Below are 17,031 nucleotides of genomic sequence, written 5' to 3'. Positions count from 1 at the left end.
GATGCCAATCCATAATTGGGGATTAATACTTAATCAGTTCTTAACGATATTTGAAAAAAGGGTTCAACTTTAAGTAAAAAGTCAAACCCCGTTATTTTTAAACTTACACACTTTTTGGGATAGTGTCGTTGTTTATAGTTGATGGTTATTACGTAATGATCGGGAATTATTCAACAATAAATTAAGCCCTCATGACCTCAATTTAGAAAGACTATACAATTGTTACCAATCAATCTGAAACAATTCACAGAAGCCCCACAAGAGTTCACTTCCTTTCCCAAAGAGTTCACAGAGGCTCAACAAGAGTTCATATTCTCCCCCAAACAGTTTACAGAGACTCCACAAGAATTTATATTCTCTCCGAAACAGTTTACAGAGGCACCACAAGAGTTCATATTCTCCCCGAAACAGTTTATATTGACTCCACAAGAGTTTATATTCTCTCCGAAACAGTTTACATTGACTCCGCAAGGGTTCATATTCTCTCCGAAACAGTTCATATTCTCTCAGCAACAATTTATCAGGATCCAACAACAAATCAAACTGACCGAAAGTCCAAAAAACATTCATAAAGAAGAAAAAAAGATACTGATACAAATTGGCCGAACATAAAAAAACATCCCAAACACCATTAAAAATGTAAGGGATGTCAATCATTGTCAATCAAAAAAACTAAATTTTCAATTTTCCGATCAAATTATACTGACTGGAATTATAACCATATTGAGCTTTGACATTTTCTTTAATATGCACCGCGGTTTTAGAAAGAGTATCGTATGCACTCAAACGAATATCATTTTTCTGAATGAACTGTGAGTAAGCATCAATCACCGCATTATTAGCGGCTACCGCATTTTCATATAAGTCCTTTAGATTTTCGACAGACAATTCATCTCGGCTGGGAGCATAATTACTTCCAAAGGCTGAAAGATTAGCAATTAAATCAGAAAAGAACTGAATCTTTGAATTAAAAGACTGATGTGACTGACTCACAAAAGTTCCTTCGGTACTTTTCAATGATTTAGCATTTGAGCCTCTTATTTTTGAGATGATAGCTGCCACATCAGTAGCTTCCTTAGCTTCTTTTCCGAAGCTAACTTTAATTGTGGCATTGATTGGAGATAGAATGCGCCCTACTGAAAGCAAGTCTTTTTCGAAGATTTTGACTCTTTCTTCGACCGCCAGGGAGTAGTTTTGTTTGTGGATGGCGATTTGGGTGTTTTGGTTTTTGATGTTGGCAATAAGACTGCTGAACCCTTCGATACCCAATTCGGGTTTAGAGGATTGATAGTTGTTGAACCCTCTTAAAGCGGTTACTAAACTTTCGGCATTCCCGATGCGGGCACCATAACTGTTTTCTGTTGATGATTTCATACTTATAATGGTTTAAATTAACAGCTAAACCTTCTTGCTAACATTGTGCCAAAATTCTTACAAATGCGATCAATCCGGTCTAAATGTATCATTTGGACGATAAAAAGCAGAAGAACGATATTTTTTGTAACTTTATGTATCCCAAATATTTGGATCATGAAACATTTACTTCACATAGTGGGTTTTCTTATTTGGTTCCAGATTTCTTCTTCACAATCCGGAACAACACTCCGTGGGACCGTAGCCGACAGTGAGAATACGCTTCCCGGAACGGAAGTCCTCAATTTAAGCTCCAAAATCATTACCCATACCGACCGGAAAGGGCAATTCACCATTAAGGTTAATCCACAGGATATATTAGTCTTCATCTCCAAAAACCATGTAATCAAGAAAGTCTATTTAGGCGATCAGTTATACAAAACCGATTTGAATGTGATCATGACTCCGAAGAAAGAGCAACTGGATGAAGTGGTGGTCAGTTCAAACGCAAAGCCCGATTACAACTCACAAAAGATAACCGACACCCCTTATTTTGACGATAACCAATCGGTTCCAAAAGTCAGGATGTTTAACGACGGCAGTATTGTAAACGGGACCGATTTTGTGCGGATTTACAAAGACATCGTAAAACTGTTCCGGAAAAACAAAGAACAGAAAACCATTGCTTTTAAGGACAGGATGCTGAATGACTATGACAGTCAGTTCTTTTCGGAAACTCTTGGAATACAAAAAGAAGAGATAGTCCCTTTTATTGAATACTGTGAGGCTGATCCGAAGTCGAAAACGATAACTGACAACAGTAACACTTTAGATGTCATTGAATTTTTAATGGCCAAGAAAGCCGAATACAAGAAAAGCAATCCGTAGCAGCATAACAAAAAGCCTCTTCCAAACGAAAGAGGCTTTTTTTACCGAATTAATTTACGACCTGTAGATTAGTCTCCACAAGGGTAGTTTGTTGAACTGACAGGTGCACACGGATCATAACTTCTGTCGGCATGACACCATTGCAAAGGTTCTGCACATAAAGACGGAGGAGTTCTTCCTGCTCCGACGATTTCCAATTGCTCTTTTTTAGATAAGCCTTCAGCTCCATCTAATTTTAAAATGTTTTTTAACATGGCTTTACAGAATTAACACATAAAATTATGTTCTGTTAGTGGCTGACAAGGATCATATATTGAACCATCGCGACAGATTTCAACAGCCCAAATACATGCTGTCTGATGAGGAGGCGTTCTTCCTGTAGCACCTATAATATTCAATTGCTCCTTTTTAGACAAACCTTCGGCTCCATCTAATTTTAAAATGTTCTTTAACATAACTTAACGGATTAACATGGATAATTCGTTTGCGATATTGGTGCACATGGATCATAAGTTCTTTCGTTAGCACAATACAAAAGAGGTTCAGCACATAAAGACGGCGGTGTTCTTCTGCCAGCACCCATTACATTCATTTGTTCTTTTTTAGTTAAGCTTTGAGCTCCTTCTAAGTTTGAAATGTTTTTTAACATAATTTATAAGTTTTACTATTGTTGATTATCCAATCCTTTTAAGACACTTGGATCATATGTCTGCTCTTGATCAAGAATATTTTTCAAAACAGAATTTCATTTTATCCTGAAAAACCTGAGGCAAATATTTGAAGGTTTTGTCAGAAAAAAAAGGCAACATTTAAACATTTTATAAATTATCACACACATAATTTATAAATTAGAAAGACATATTTATCAACTAAACCCTTATAAAACAAGACTTAACAAATCAACAAGAAGTCAAAACAAGACGAAGCGGCAATTCATAAGAATATAGCCAACAAATCCTTTACATTTGAAAAGATTAAAACTTATAACTTATGAAAAGAAAACCAACCCTTTCCGATTTTGATGCTGAAGTATTGAACCGGGCACAACTGAAATGCATTTCAGGCGGATATGTACCCCCTCCGGCAGATCCGGGAGACACAAATGATCCTACACAACCACCACCGAAAGGCAATCACCCGGGTTATATTGACCCGGATCCGGACAACCCGTTAAATCCATAACAGAACAACCATTATCCGATTAGCCAGGGAACAAGCAGCTATAGCCAAGTGGTACTGGTTCAAACTGTAAACAATTAAAACTTACAAACTATGAAAAAAACAAACGTAAGCCTTGAAGATTATAAAGGAAGCCTTTTAAATACAGGACATTTAAAAAACATAAAAGGAGGCACAGTCCCGCCACCGGGAGATCCGGGAGACATCAAAGATCCGGACTTATACAACCCGAGATTCAATCCGCCTCCATCAGGCAACAGAAACTACACGGATCCGAACCCTGACAGTACGGGAACAAACCCATAATTAAACACTATATTCAGATTCGATTTTATCTGCAAACTGAACCGGAGTCAATCCGGTTCTTTTTTTGAAAGAAATCGTAAAAGAATTGGCTTTTTTAAAACCGGCGCTTTCGGCAATCGCCTGCGTGGAATATTTGCGGTAAGTAGGATTTGTGATCAGTTCATTAATCACATAATTGATTTTTAATTCGTTTGCGTATTCACTAAAAGTCTTTCCGAAACGCTTATTGACCACGAGCGACAGGTAGGCAGTATTGGTTTTAATTTTTTTGGCCACAAACTGCTGGGTATAATCCTGATTGAGGAAAACCAGTTTATCTTCAAGTTCCTGAAGTTTCCTGATGATTTCATTTTCTTTTTCCTCGTCAATACTCAGTGCAGGAGATTCCTTTTTGGGCAAAACTTCATGTACCTCATTATTTTTACTCTTCTCTATTTGCTGTTTGAATTCCTCAATGAGTAGCATTGCTTTTTGAATGTCCTTTTTCTTCTGCTGGTTCTTCCAAATCAGGAAACAGATGACAAAACCAACAATCAAAACCAATAAACCAATCGAAATCCATTTCAGGAGCACACTCCTCTTATTTGATTTTTCAATTTCCTGAATCTCTTTGGAAGAAATCTCTTTACTGGCAATAAAGTTCACATCAGAAGCTTCCTGCATTGACTTCGTTTCAGTTTTATCATAGTTTTCCAGAAAGATTTTTGAATGTTCCAGCGCCTTTTCGTGGTTATTGAGCTGGTTAAAAATTTTAGCCTGGAAATAATTTGAATAATAGTAAGCGACCGGATAATTGCTGTTTACCTGATGAACCGAATCGACTTTAGCAAAACACATCAGTGCTTCATTATACTTCTTTTGTTTGAAATACAATTCACCCAAATTAAGGTTCAGGTATTTAAAATTATCAGAAGTTAAATAATCCCTGCTCCTTTTAAGCAACGCCAGATACATTTTTCCGGCTTGGTCTGCATTCCCTTTGTAATGGTATATTTTAGCAAGATTAAGTTGCGCAGAAACATTATTAGTTGCGGTATGATTTGAATATATAAGCGTTTTTTTATAATAATATTCGGCTGAATCCAGTAAGACACGATTTGTTTCATCTGTAAAAAATTCAAGTTCATAAAAACAGCCCAGTTTATAACAGACGGTTGTTTTACTTTGATCATACTTCTCCTTTTCGTACAAATTCACATTAAGATCCGTCAGACGGTCAGACTCCTTTGCTGTTCTAATGGCCAGGCGGTAGTTTTTGGCATCGGCATAAACAGATGAAATGTTATTGTTAAATTTGATCACCTGGATAATATCCCCGATACTTTTCGACATTGCTTTTCCTTGATTGTAAGATTGCAATGCTTTGTTCAGGTTTAACCTTTTCCATTCGGCCAGGCCATTATAATTAAGCATGTAAGCATTCAGTTTTACTTTCTCGGCTCCGGGAGGCACCTTCTTAAGATAATCAAAAGCCAAGGCAGCGTATTTTTTTGAAGTAATGCTGTCCCCTTTCATTTGAATCAAGTATGACTTCGCCATAAGAGCAAACGCTTTATGGGCGCTTACATCTGACTTTTCCATTTGCTCAGCATAAGTAAAGGCACTGTCTGCCCTAGTGCCGGACAAAGTCTTAATCCTGTCCCGTAACCTAAGGTATTCAGTATCTGTTAATCTGTTAGTACTTTGCGAAAAAGCAGTCAATGAGATGCAGAAAAAGGAAAAGATAGCGACAAGTTTCATGGGAAAAATTTTCACAAATATACATTTTCGTGTTAAAAAATAAATGAAGTGATTTAAACATAAAAAAAAAGACACCGGTCAGGGTGTCTTTTATATAATCGAAAATACTATTTATCCCAATAAATTAAAGAGACCCCCCGGATACAATCCGATAGCAACATTCCCTATAAAGGCAATCACGGCAATAATCAGGTAAACCGCAGGAATTTTTGTCATTTCCCCTTCAGCATCTTTTGTGTACATCGCCAGAATAATTCTGAAGTAGTACCCAACACTGATGATTGAAGCGATAACCGCAATGATAACCGAAACAATCCATCCTGTTTGCATCAATTCTGTCAATAAGAAAAACTTAGCGAAGAAACCGGACAAAATAGGAATACCGGCCATTGACAATAAAGAAGTTGTCATGATTACAGCCAATAATGGATGAGATTTACCCAATCCGTTGAAAGCATCAATTGTTTCGTGTTTCTTCTCTTTGGTCACATAAAACACCACCGCGAAGAAAGCCAGACCGGCAACAGTATATGCAGCGGCATAGTAGAACAACACATTTTGGGCGTTATTTTGCAACAATAAAGTCGTCAACATAAAACCGGCATGTGAAATACCCGAAAACGCAAACATACGCTTCACGTTGTTTTGGCGTAACGCCATGATATTACCAACAATCATTGATAAGGCAGCAACCACCACAATAGTCATTTGGAATTCGTAAGTCTTCATCGGCAGTAAATTATTGATTAATTTAAACAATGCCGTCATTGCGACAACTTTGGCCAATGTACTCATTGTCGCCGTTGTTAAAGCCGGAGCACCTTCGTATACATCAGGAGCCCAGAAATGGAACGGCACAGCAGCAATTTTGAACAACATACCAATCAACAACATGGTTACTCCGATAAAGTACCATTTAGGATAAGTAGTTGAATGAATGATCTGGTAAATAGTTGTCGTATCGAAAGAACCTGTTGAACCATAAATAAGTGTGATACCGAAAAGGATGATACCTGAAGCAAAAGAACCCATCAGGAAATACTTCATACCTGCTTCATTACTTCTTAAATCCATACGACGGCTTGCAGCCAGGACATATAAAGAAACCGACAGGATTTCGATTCCCAAAAAGAACATCGCCAGGTTACCGAAAGAAACCATAGCCACGGCACCAGCCAATAAGAAAACCTTGATTGACACAAAGTCGGAAATCGTTGTTGGTCTGTCTTTGTAAAACTCATGACTTAATCCAATCAGGAAAATTGTAATGGCAATAAACAAACTTGTAAAGGCAACGGCCGGTTTATCAACCACAATCATGTTGTTGAAGAAAGTACCATACGGATTACTTGTCGAAACGTTATATCCCAAAATACCCAGTAGGCCGATAATTGTAAACGGAACAATAATTTTCCTTCCGTTAAAAATTTCGGCTAAAAGAGTGATGATTCCTAATCCTGATATCGCTATTAATGTATTCATTCCTTTTCTATTATAAATCTGAACAACTTCAGAAATTACATCTTTAAATTAAAATTGATCTTGGCTACGATTTCCTGTAAAGCAGGAGTGATTAAATCGTTGATTGGTTTCGGGTACAATCCGAAGAACAATAAAACGGCTATAATCACGATAAAAACCAAAGATTCCTGAACCGTAACAGCCGGGAAGGGTTTAGCATTTGCTTCACCCAACATTACATTCTGGAACATTTTCAACATATAAACCGCACCCAATATAATAGTCGTTCCCGCGATTACGGCAAACCATATATTTACATTATACAAGCTGTACAACAAGGTAAACTCACCAATAAAGTTGAAAGTAGACGGTAAAGCAACCGAAGCCAGCATTACGATCATGAACATTGATGCAAATTTGTTATCCTGAATACGGATACCCCCCATTTGGGCGATTTCCTGAGTCTGGAATCTTCTTTCGATGATTTCAGCGGCAAAGAATAAACCAACCACAACGAAACCATGCGCCAGCATTTGAAGCACTGCCCCTCTTAATCCGTCAACAGATAAAGTATAAGCACCTGCAGCAATTAACCCGACGTGCGCCAATGAAGAATAAGCCAGTAATTTTTTAAGATTATGTTGTTTCAGCGCAACGATAGAACCGTACACTACACCAATGATACTTAATACAAGTAATACATCCATATATGTCTTAGCAGCTATTGGAGCTAAAGGCAATTGCCAACGGATTACACTGTATAATCCCATTTTCAACATGATACCCGACAACAACATCGTTCCTACTGAAGGAGACATCTGGTATGTATTTGCCTGCCATGTATGGAATGGAAAGATTGGAATTTTGATCGCATATGCCAGGAAGAAAGCTCCGAAAATCCAGAATTGCTCATCAGCTGTTAACTGGATAGCATACAAATCGTTTAATCTTAAAGTTCCGGCTTTTTGGAACAAATACACAAAAGCAGCCAACATAAACAATGAACCTGCCAATGTATAGATAAAGAACTTTACGATAGCCTTTTTACGTTCTTCAACAGTACCTGAACCCCAAATCAAAGCAATGAAATAGATTGGAATCAAGGCCAATTCCCAGAAGATATAATACATCAAACCATCAGCACTGATAAATGTACCAACCATTGCGAATGCCATGAACAACACCAAAGCATAAAAAGCTTTACTGTTTTTGTATTGATTACCAAAAGAGGATAATATAATAATTGCCGTTAATGCCGTAGTTAAAAGCATCATTGCGATTGAGAGTCCGTCGACTTTTGAAATCAGGAAAATATCCGGATTTGTCATCCATTGAAAATCAAAATCAGAACTTAGTCCTGCGTTGTGCTGGTTCAAAATAACGACAGAAGCCGCAAATGCAGCCAAACTCACTGTAAAAGCAACGGTTTTAGCTAATTTATCTCCGGCAAAATAAGTTGCCAGAGCACCAAACAATAATAAAATGAGTATAATTGATACGTTCATTATGCGTAATTATTAAACTAAATATAAACAAACTAAAATCGAAGCCAGACCAAGTACAAAAGCCAGAAGGTAAAAACCAACGCTTCCGTTTTGGATTGCTTTTCCTTGATTCGCAGCAGCACTTGCAATTTTTCCGAAAGCAAAAACAGCTTCAGAGAAAACTACTTCAAAATAATTTCTGAAGAAGTGAGACATGCGTTTCAATGGATTAACGAATAAGGCATCGTATGCTTCATCCACATAATACTTATTATATAAAACCGAAGCGATTCCTTTGATTTCCGAATCCTGTTCCGGAACTTCCTGCTTCTTGATGTATTTTACGTAAGCAATCCCGATACCGATCAGGGCACCGATAGTTGCCACACCCATCAAACCATAAGCCGTACTATCCAAATGATGTGCTTCATGAGCTTTATGGAATAAAGGCGCCATGAAATGGTTTAACCAACTGCTTCCAGGCAAGCTGATTAATCCGCCAACAGCAGCCAAAGCAGCCAATATTACTAAAGGAATAGTAATCAAAGCAGGACTTTCATGCAAATGGTGTTTTTGCTCCTCAGTACCTCTGAACTCCCCGAAGAAAGTTAAGTACATCAAACGGAACATATAAAAAGCTGTCATGATTGAAGCGATTGAACCTACAATCCATAAAACAGTATTACCGTGGAAAGCCGTTAATAAGATTTCGTCTTTAGACCAGAAACCGGAAAATGGGAAGATCCCTGAGATAGCCAGTGTTGAAATCATCATTGTCCAGAAAGTGATCGGCATTGCCTTACGTAGACCACCCATGTTACGGATATCCTGCTCGCCATGTAAACCGTGGATAACAGATCCCGAGCCCAAGAACAAACAAGCCTTAAAGAAAGCGTGCGTGATTACGTGGAAAACAGCCACTTCATAAGCTCCCAAACCTAAAGCCATGAACATTAGACCAAGTTGTGAAACCGTAGAATATGCCAATACTTTTTTGATATCGTTTTGGACCAATCCGATTGAGGCAGCCAAAACAGCTGTTGCCGCACCGATGATGGCAATTATATTTTGAACCAATGGTGCCAGGTCAAATACAACGTGCATTCTGGTTACCATGAAGATACCTGCTGTTACCATCGTTGCCGCGTGGATCAAAGCCGAAACCGGTGTAGGTCCCGCCATCGCATCAGGCAACCATGTATATAAAGGAATTTGTGCCGATTTACCGGTTGCTCCAATGAACAAACAAAGAGCAGCCAATGTAATTAAAGCACTATTTTCACCAATGATTTTTGTATTTAAGGCATTTTGGGCGATTACATGGTAATCCAGACTTCCAAAAACATAGGCCAGAATAAAAAGACCGATTAACAACCCTAAATCCCCTATACGGTTCATGATGAAAGCTTTTTTAGCCGCATCATTGTACTCCTGGTTTTTATACCAGAATCCGATAAGCAGGTAAGAACATAATCCAACTCCCTCCCATCCGATGAAAAGGATTAGAAGATTGCTTCCCATTACCAATGTGATCATAAAAAACACAAACAGATTCAGGTAAGCAAAGAATTTATGCATGTTTTCATCATCGTGCATATAACTTACCGAATACATATGAATCAATGTCCCGATTCCCGTTACAAACAGCAACCATAAGATTGACAACTGATCCAGAAGAAATGAAAAATCAACATTGAACTTCTCTAAAGAAATCCATTGGAATAAATTCACCACAACCGGTTGTCCAGGGTTTGCATTAATTTGTGAAAAGAAAAACAAAGTAGCTAAGAACGAAACTAAAATAGATGAAGTTCCTACTACCCCAACGATACCCTTTCCGGCTTTCTTTCCTAAGAAAACGTTGAATAAAAATCCGAAAAGCGGTGCTAACAATAATACTAAAGCTAAATTTTTCTCCATTAGTATTTATCCTTTTAAATTCTTTAAATTATCAATATCAATCGATCCTGTGTTTCTGAAAATCGAAACCAAAATCGCTAAACCTACTGCAACTTCGGCAGCAGCTACAGCCATCGAGAAGAATACAAACACTTGCCCTTCTGCATCCTGATGTAACGTAGAAAAAGCCACCAACAGTAAGTTTACTGCATTTAACATGATTTCTATCGACATGAACATAATGATCGCATTACGTCTGTACAACACTCCGAAAGCACCGATACAAAATAGTATTACACTTAAAAAAATGTAGTTTTCAATTCCTATAGCTTCAAGTATATTTCCCATCTTATTGAACTGTTTTTTGTTTTTTAGACAATAATACTGCACCGATCATAGCCACCAATAACAAGACAGACACGAATTCGAAAGGCACCATGTATTCGTTTAATAAAACCTTACCCAATACTTTGATTGACTGGAAATCCATACCATTAGACGGGCTAGCCTTAATTTTCGGCATTGCTTTCACAAAGGTTGCCAACATAACAAAGCACAGTAAACCGAAAGCAATTACAGCTGCAAAGACCGAGGCTTTGGATTTGAGTGGTTCGGTTTCTTTATTTAGGTTCATCAACATGATCGTAAACAAGATCAATACCATGATTGCACCGGCATAAACAATGATATGAACCATCGCTAAGAATTGCGCATTGAACAGTAAATAATGCCCTCCAATACTGAAGAAACACAATACTAAGTAAATGGCACTATGGATTGGGTTTTTACTGATAACTGTCATAAATCCGGTAGCTAAAGTTACCGCAGCCAGTATATAAAATATAGTTAGTAACGACATATTAATTTACTGATTTAGAATTTTTAATAGCCATTTCCAGCGGCATGACCAATTTATCTTTTCCGTAGATAAAATCTTCCCTGTTAGAAGCTGATTTTACAATCACTTTAGATTCGGTTAAGTAGATAGCGTCTTTTGGACAAGCTTCTTCACACAGACCACAGAAGATACAACGCAACATATTGATTTCATAAACCGAAGCATATTTTTCTTCACGGTACAAATGCTCTTCCCCTTTTTTACGCTCTGCAGCAGTCATTGTGATTGCTTCAGCCGGACAGGCAACGGCACACATACCGCAGGCCGTACAGTTTTCACGACCCTGCTCGTCACGTTTTAACATATGTTGACCACGGTACACCGGGCTGAACTCACGTTTTTGTTCCGGGTACTTAATGGTTACTTTTCTTTTGAATAAGTGCTTAATCGTAATAACCAAACCTTTGGCAATGGCTACTATATAAAGACTTTCCAGGAAACTCATCTTTTTGTTTGAGACTTCCTTTTTTCTTCCTGATAATGAAATGGTATCTAAAGACATTTTATTATAAGTATTTATCAGCTATGATAATGATAATTCCAGTCAATACAATATTTGCAATTGCTAATGGGATTAACATTCTCCAACCTAAATTCATTAATTGATCGTATCTGAAACGCGGTATTGTCCAACGAATCCACATATAGAAGAATATGAAGAAACAGATTTTGGCAAACAACACAACGATACCAAGGATATTGGCAATATTTACACCTGCATTTTCAGCCATCCAGTCCATACCCGGGTAATTGTATGCCCCGAAATATAAAATTGAAAGAATTGCTGAGGAGATGAACATTGCTGCATATTCACCAAACAGGTAGAATCCCATTTTCATTGATGAATATTCAGTATGGTGACCACCGATAAGCTCGGCCTCACATTCGGCTAAATCGAATGGTGTTCTGTTGGTTTCGGCAAATGAACACACTAAGAAAATCAGGAAACCAACCGGTTGGTAGAAAACATTCCAGTTCATTCCCTTTTGCCCTGCAGCAATTTCGCTTAGACTTAATGTTCCGGTCATCATTACCAAAGCAATAATCGACAATCCCATTGCCACCTCATATGAAATCATTTGTGAAGAAGCACGCAAAGCACTCATTAACGAATACTTATTGTTAGATGCCCATCCCCCAATCATAATTCCGTATACACTGGTTGATAAAACAGCAAAGACATACAATAATGCCACATCGATATCTGTCGCCTGAAGTATTACTGTTCTTCCTGCAATTTCCAACTTATCACCCCAAGGCAAAACTGCACTTGTAATAAGCGCCATACTCATGGAGATAGCAGGACCTAAGATGAATAAAAATTTGTTTTGTGTATCCGGCATAAACTCTTCTTTGGAGAAAAGTTTCAAACCGTCAGCAAGTGGCTGAAACAATCCAAACGGACCGGCTCTGTTTGGACCTACACGATCCTGTAACCAAGCAGCTACTTTACGTTCTGCCCATGTCGAATACATTGCCATTAGCATTGTAATGGCAAAAATTACTGTGATAAAAATTCCTTTTTCTATGATTATTACACTGTCCATTTCTTATTGTTTTGAATTTTCAGTGTTCTCCAAAGGAACATCAATCATACTAATCTTTTTACGGTCTTGCTCACGTCCTTCCAGAATATGGTCTTCTGTTTTGATTTCCACTTTTGGAGCATTAAGCGCATATTTGTTACGGTTGATTACCGAAGTTTTCTCGAATGTACGAGGTCCTTCGATAGTCCAGTCGTTTACATCTTTTTTATCGAAACGGCACGTATTACAGATAAACTCTTCCACTTCGTGGTATTCATCTTTACGACCGGTTACACGTTGAATTTCGTTACCAAACATCCAAACCGTAGTTTTTCCGCAACATTTATCACAATCTCTGTGTGCATTATAAGGTTTACTGAACCAAACTCTTGATTTGAATCGGAAAGTTTTATCAGTCAAAGCGCCAACAGGGCATACATCAATCATATTTCCTGACATTTCGTTGTCGATTGCTTTGGAAATACAAGTTGAAATATTAGCGTGATCCCCACGATCCATTACTCCGTGAACACGTTTGTCCGTTAGCTGATCAGCAACCTGAACACAACGTTGACACAAGATACAACGGTTCATGTGCAATTGAATGTTCGGACCGATATCTTCCGGTTCGAAAGTTCTTTTCGTTTCAATGAAACGTGTTTCAGATTTTCCGTGTTCAAAACTCAGGTTTTGCAAGTCACACTCTCCTGCCTGGTCACAAACCGGACAATCCAGCGGGTGGTTGATTAACAAGAATTCGGTAACCGATTTTCTTGCTTCTTCCACTCTTGGTGAAGCCTTACTGGCAACTTCCATACCATCCTGGCATCCTGTTACACAAGAAGCAACCAATTTTGGCATTGGTCTTGGATCTGCCTCACTACCTTTGGTTACATCAACCAGGCAGCAACGGCATTTTCCTCCACTTCCTTTTAATTTAGAATAATAACACATGGCAGGAGGAACAACTTCTCCTCCTATCATACGAGCAGCCTGCAGGATCGTTGTTCCTGGCTCTACTTCTATGCTTTGTCCGTCTATGGTTACTTTCATTCTTTATACTGTTTGAATGTTTAAAGTTTGAATGTTTTTAAAGTTTTGGGACTTTTCAACTTCCAACTTTCAACTTTGAACTCAACTTATATGGTTTGTTTTGCTACTAAGTGTTTTACTTTTTCAAAAGGCTCAGCAACAAAGTGATCTCTGTTTTTAATTTTTTCAGGGAAACGAACATGGTATTCGAATTCTTCCCTGAAGTGGCGGATAGCAGCAGCTACCGGCCAAGAAGCGGCATCACCCAAAGGACATATTGTGTTTCCTTCGATTTTTGCCTGAATACTCCATAACAATTCGATATCCTCTTCTCGTCCGTGACCGTTCTCGATACGGTGCAGGATTTGCTCCAACCAACCCGTTCCTTCACGGCATGGTGTACATTGACCGCAAGATTCATGGTGATAAAAACGGGAGAAATTCCAAGTATTACGAACGATACAGGCTGTATCATTGTACACGATGAATCCTCCTGAACCCAACATCGATCCTGTTGCGAATCCACCGTCAGACAACGATTCGTATGTCATTAAACGGTCTTCACCGTTTGCAGTTTTGTAAATTAAGTGTGCAGGTAAAATTGGCACCGAAGAACCTCCCGGCACTAATGCCTTCAGAGGACGGTCATTTAACATACCACCAAGGTACTCATCAGAGTTCATGAATTCCTCAACTGTAAGACCTAATTCGATTTCGTAAACCCCAGGATTTTTGATGTGTCCTGAAGCAGAAATCAATTTGGTACCTGTTGAACGGCCAACACCGATCTTTGCATACTCTTCACCTGTATTCATAACAATCCAAGGCACGGCAGCAATAGATTCCACGTTGTTTACCACGGTAGGATTCTGCCATAATCCCTGAACAGCAGGGAATGGTGGTTTGATACGTGGATTTCCTCTTTTTCCTTCCAATGATTCGATCAAAGCAGTTTCCTCACCACAAATGTAGGCTCCGGCACCACAGTGAACATACAGTTCAAGATCATATCCCGAACCTAAAATATTTTTTCCTAACCAACCGGCAGCTTTAGCTTCGGCGATAGCTCTTTCCAAAATTTTGAAAACCCACATATATTCTCCACGGATGTAGATATATGACAGGTTAGCACCCAATGCATAAGAAGAAGTAATCATTCCCTCAATCAACAAGTGCGGAATGTACTCCATCAAATAACGGTCTTTGAACGTTCCCGGTTCCGATTCATCGGCATTACACACCAAATGACGTGGTTTACCTGATTTTTTATCGATAAAGCTCCATTTCATTCCTACAGGGAAACCTGCTCCACCACGCCCACGGATTCCCGAAGTTTTCACTTCTTCCGTCACTTCATCCGGCGTCATTTGTTTCAGGGCTTTTTCTACTGACGCATATCCACCATTTTGACGGTACACTTCATAGGTTTTAATCCCCGGAATATTTATCTTATCTAATAATATCTTCTTTCCCATAGCACTATTTATCCAATAATGTTACTTTTCCTGCTTTACAGTCATCTATAAGCTGGTCTACTTTTTCTTTGGTCAGATTTTCGTGATAGAAATCTCCTAACTGTAACATGGGCGCATAACCACATGCTCCCAAACATTCAACACCGCGCACTTCGAAAAGTCCATCAGCTGAAGTTTCTCCGATTTTCACACCTAATTTCTCACAAGTGTAATCCATTAGATTCTCTACACCACGGGTTACACAACATGAAGTCTGACAGAATTCAAACATATATTTACCGATTGGCCTTCTGTTGAACATCGTGTAAAACGATACTACTTCATAAACTTCTACCGGTAAAATACCTAAAATTTCAGCCACTTTATCCTGCAACTCATAGCTCAACCAGTGATCATGGGCATCCTGTACTTCGTGCAATACCGGAATTAAAGCGGATTTACGTTTATCCTCCGGATAATGACTTGTCAGCTCATTGATACGGGCCATCAATTCAGGAGTAATATTTATTTCTTGTTTAAAATTATGTTTTTCCATACTCATTATGCGTCTAATTCGCCAGCGATAACATTCAAACTTGATAGAGTAGCAATTGCATCAGAAAGGTTCTGACCTCTTACCATATCGTTAAATGCTTGATAATATATAAAACACGGTCTTCTAAAGTGTAAACGGTAAGGTGTACGGCTACCGTCAGTAATCAGGTAGAATCCTAATTCACCGTTTCCTCCTTCAACCGGATGATAGACTTCAGTTAAAGGAACCGGAACCTCTCCCATCACAATTTTGAAGTGATAAATCAACGATTCCATTGTAGTATAAACATCCTCTTTTGGAGGCAGGTAATATTCAGGAACATCAGCATGATAAGGACCTTCAGGCATTTTAGCCAAAGCTTGTTTGATTATTTTCAAACTTTCCCATACTTCTGCATTACGCACACAGAAACGGTCGTACGTATCTCCGGATTTTCCAACCGGGACATCAAATTCGAAGTCTTCATAGGAAGAATACGGCTGTGCCACACGAACATCATAATCGATACCGGCAGCACGCAGGTTCGGACCTGTGAAACCGTAACTCATGGCATTTTCAGCAGAGATAGGACCAACATTAATTGTTCTGTCCATAAAGATACGGTTACGCATTAACAGGTTTTCAAATTCCTGCCATACGCCCGGAAATTCTTCAAGGAAGGCATTAATTTTTTCCCAAACAACAGGCGTCCAATCTCTTTCGAAACCACCAATACGCCCCATATTAGTTGTCAAACGGGCTCCACAAATCTCTTCGTAGATTTCGTAAATTTTCTCACGGAACTGAAACACATACAAGAAACCGGTTAAAGCTCCCGTATCTACACCTAAAACTGAATTACATATAATATGATCAGCTATACGTGCCAATTCCATTACGATTACACGCATGTATTGTACACGTTTAGGCACTTCAATACCTAAGGCTTTTTCAAGTGTCATCCACCAGCCCATATTATTGATTGGCGCCGAACAGTAATTCAGACGGTCAGTCAATACGGTAATTTGGTAAAACGGACGGTTTTCGGCGATTTTTTCAAATGCTCTGTGGATATACCCTACTGTTCCCTCACCATCCAGGATTCTTTCTCCATCCATTAAAAGGATATTCTGAAAGATACCGTGTGTTGCAGGGTGTGTAGGTCCTAAGTTTAATATTGTCAGTTCGCTTCCGTCTTCATTTCTTCTTTGGTTGATGACATTAGCGTAACGTTGTTCTGGTGGTAATAATAACTCTGACATGGATAAGATATTTC

The 17,031-nt window shown here is 38.6% G+C and carries 19 protein-coding genes; 3 read left to right on the top strand and 16 right to left on the bottom strand.

From position 1 onward, the window contains the following. Nucleotides 1–672: 672 nt before the first annotated feature. On the bottom strand, nt 673–1,374 hold the full coding sequence (locus tag NAT51_RS11265) for a hypothetical protein (protein ID WP_250599015.1): 702 nt from the start codon (nt 1,372–1,374) through the stop codon (nt 673–675). Between the two features lie 156 nt (nt 1,375–1,530). Between NAT51_RS11265 and NAT51_RS11260 the strand changes: the two genes are divergently transcribed. Continuing rightward, on the top strand, nt 1,531–2,241 hold the full coding sequence (locus NAT51_RS11260; protein ID WP_250599014.1) for a carboxypeptidase-like regulatory domain-containing protein: 711 nt from the start codon (nt 1,531–1,533) through the stop codon (nt 2,239–2,241). A gap of 68 nt (nt 2,242–2,309) precedes the next feature. Here NAT51_RS11260 and NAT51_RS11255 read toward each other — a convergent pair whose 3' ends face one another. Genes NAT51_RS11255 through NAT51_RS11245 form a run of 3 tightly spaced genes read right to left on the bottom strand, consistent with a single transcriptional unit; the run spans nt 2,310 to nt 2,890 of the window. After that, nucleotides 2,310–2,495, bottom strand: a complete 186-nt coding sequence (locus tag NAT51_RS11255) for a hypothetical protein (protein WP_250599013.1) — start codon at nt 2,493–2,495, stop codon at nt 2,310–2,312. Nucleotides 2,496–2,507: 12 nt separating this feature from the next. Continuing rightward, complete coding sequence (locus NAT51_RS11250) at nt 2,508–2,696, bottom strand: hypothetical protein (RefSeq protein WP_250599012.1); 189 nt, start codon at nt 2,694–2,696, stop codon at nt 2,508–2,510. An 11-nt stretch (nt 2,697–2,707) separates the two neighbouring features. Next, nucleotides 2,708–2,890 (bottom strand): hypothetical protein, encoded by a 183-nt coding sequence (locus tag NAT51_RS11245; RefSeq protein WP_250599011.1) that lies wholly within the window; start codon nt 2,888–2,890, stop codon nt 2,708–2,710. Nucleotides 2,891–3,231: 341 nt separating this feature from the next. Between NAT51_RS11245 and NAT51_RS11240 the strand changes: the two genes are divergently transcribed. Continuing rightward, complete coding sequence (locus tag NAT51_RS11240) at nt 3,232–3,423, top strand: hypothetical protein (RefSeq protein WP_250599010.1); 192 nt, start codon at nt 3,232–3,234, stop codon at nt 3,421–3,423. A gap of 90 nt (nt 3,424–3,513) precedes the next feature. Next, the gene (locus tag NAT51_RS11235; protein ID WP_250599008.1) at nt 3,514–3,726 is read left to right on the top strand and encodes a hypothetical protein; all 213 of its coding nucleotides are present in this window, start codon (nt 3,514–3,516) and stop codon (nt 3,724–3,726) included. On the opposite strand, the gene NAT51_RS11230 is transcribed toward NAT51_RS11235, so the two are convergent. The 12 genes from NAT51_RS11230 to NAT51_RS11175 all read right to left on the bottom strand — a co-directional run bounded on the left by NAT51_RS11230 (nt 3,727) and on the right by NAT51_RS11175 (nt 17,017). After that, entirely contained in the window at nt 3,727–5,466 is a 1,740-nt protein-coding gene (locus NAT51_RS11230) for a helix-turn-helix domain-containing protein (protein ID WP_250599007.1), read from the bottom strand. 111 nt (nt 5,467–5,577) lie between these two features. After that, nucleotides 5,578–6,948 (bottom strand): NADH-quinone oxidoreductase subunit N, encoded by a 1,371-nt coding sequence (locus NAT51_RS11225; RefSeq protein WP_250599006.1) that lies wholly within the window; start codon nt 6,946–6,948, stop codon nt 5,578–5,580. 35 nt (nt 6,949–6,983) lie between these two features. Further along, the gene (locus NAT51_RS11220; protein WP_250599005.1) at nt 6,984–8,432 is read right to left on the bottom strand and encodes a complex I subunit 4 family protein; all 1,449 of its coding nucleotides are present in this window, start codon (nt 8,430–8,432) and stop codon (nt 6,984–6,986) included. Nucleotides 8,433–8,444: 12 nt separating this feature from the next. Then, on the bottom strand, nt 8,445–10,331 hold the full coding sequence (nuoL, locus tag NAT51_RS11215) for an NADH-quinone oxidoreductase subunit L (protein WP_250599003.1): 1,887 nt from the start codon (nt 10,329–10,331) through the stop codon (nt 8,445–8,447). A gap of 6 nt (nt 10,332–10,337) precedes the next feature. Further along, nucleotides 10,338–10,658 (bottom strand): NADH-quinone oxidoreductase subunit NuoK, encoded by a 321-nt coding sequence (nuoK, locus tag NAT51_RS11210; RefSeq protein WP_250599002.1) that lies wholly within the window; start codon nt 10,656–10,658, stop codon nt 10,338–10,340. A gap of 1 nt (nt 10,659) precedes the next feature. Further along, a complete protein-coding gene (locus tag NAT51_RS11205; RefSeq protein WP_250599001.1) occupies nt 10,660–11,169 on the bottom strand; it encodes an NADH-quinone oxidoreductase subunit J family protein in 510 nt (169 codons plus the stop codon). A gap of 1 nt (nt 11,170) precedes the next feature. Continuing rightward, the gene (gene nuoI / locus NAT51_RS11200; protein ID WP_250599000.1) at nt 11,171–11,710 is read right to left on the bottom strand and encodes an NADH-quinone oxidoreductase subunit NuoI; all 540 of its coding nucleotides are present in this window, start codon (nt 11,708–11,710) and stop codon (nt 11,171–11,173) included. Nucleotides 11,711–11,714: 4 nt separating this feature from the next. Next, entirely contained in the window at nt 11,715–12,755 is a 1,041-nt protein-coding gene (gene nuoH, locus NAT51_RS11195) for an NADH-quinone oxidoreductase subunit NuoH (RefSeq protein ID WP_250598999.1), read from the bottom strand. Nucleotides 12,756–12,758: 3 nt separating this feature from the next. Further along, entirely contained in the window at nt 12,759–13,787 is a 1,029-nt protein-coding gene (locus NAT51_RS11190) for a 2Fe-2S iron-sulfur cluster-binding protein (protein ID WP_250598998.1), read from the bottom strand. 86 nt (nt 13,788–13,873) lie between these two features. Next, complete coding sequence (nuoF, locus tag NAT51_RS11185) at nt 13,874–15,241, bottom strand: NADH-quinone oxidoreductase subunit NuoF (RefSeq protein ID WP_250598997.1); 1,368 nt, start codon at nt 15,239–15,241, stop codon at nt 13,874–13,876. 4 nt (nt 15,242–15,245) lie between these two features. Beyond that, nucleotides 15,246–15,776 (bottom strand): NADH-quinone oxidoreductase subunit NuoE family protein, encoded by a 531-nt coding sequence (locus NAT51_RS11180; protein ID WP_250598995.1) that lies wholly within the window; start codon nt 15,774–15,776, stop codon nt 15,246–15,248. Nucleotides 15,777–15,781: 5 nt separating this feature from the next. Beyond that, nucleotides 15,782–17,017 (bottom strand): NADH-quinone oxidoreductase subunit D, encoded by a 1,236-nt coding sequence (locus NAT51_RS11175; protein WP_250598994.1) that lies wholly within the window; start codon nt 17,015–17,017, stop codon nt 15,782–15,784. Nucleotides 17,018–17,031: the final 14 nt, after the last annotated feature.

It is taken from the genome of Flavobacterium amniphilum (assembly GCF_023634845.1).
GTDB lineage: Bacteria > Bacteroidota > Bacteroidia > Flavobacteriales > Flavobacteriaceae > Flavobacterium > Flavobacterium amniphilum.
The sequence above is the reverse complement of the archived record's forward strand: the minus strand, read 5'-3'. Positions and strand labels throughout refer to the sequence as shown.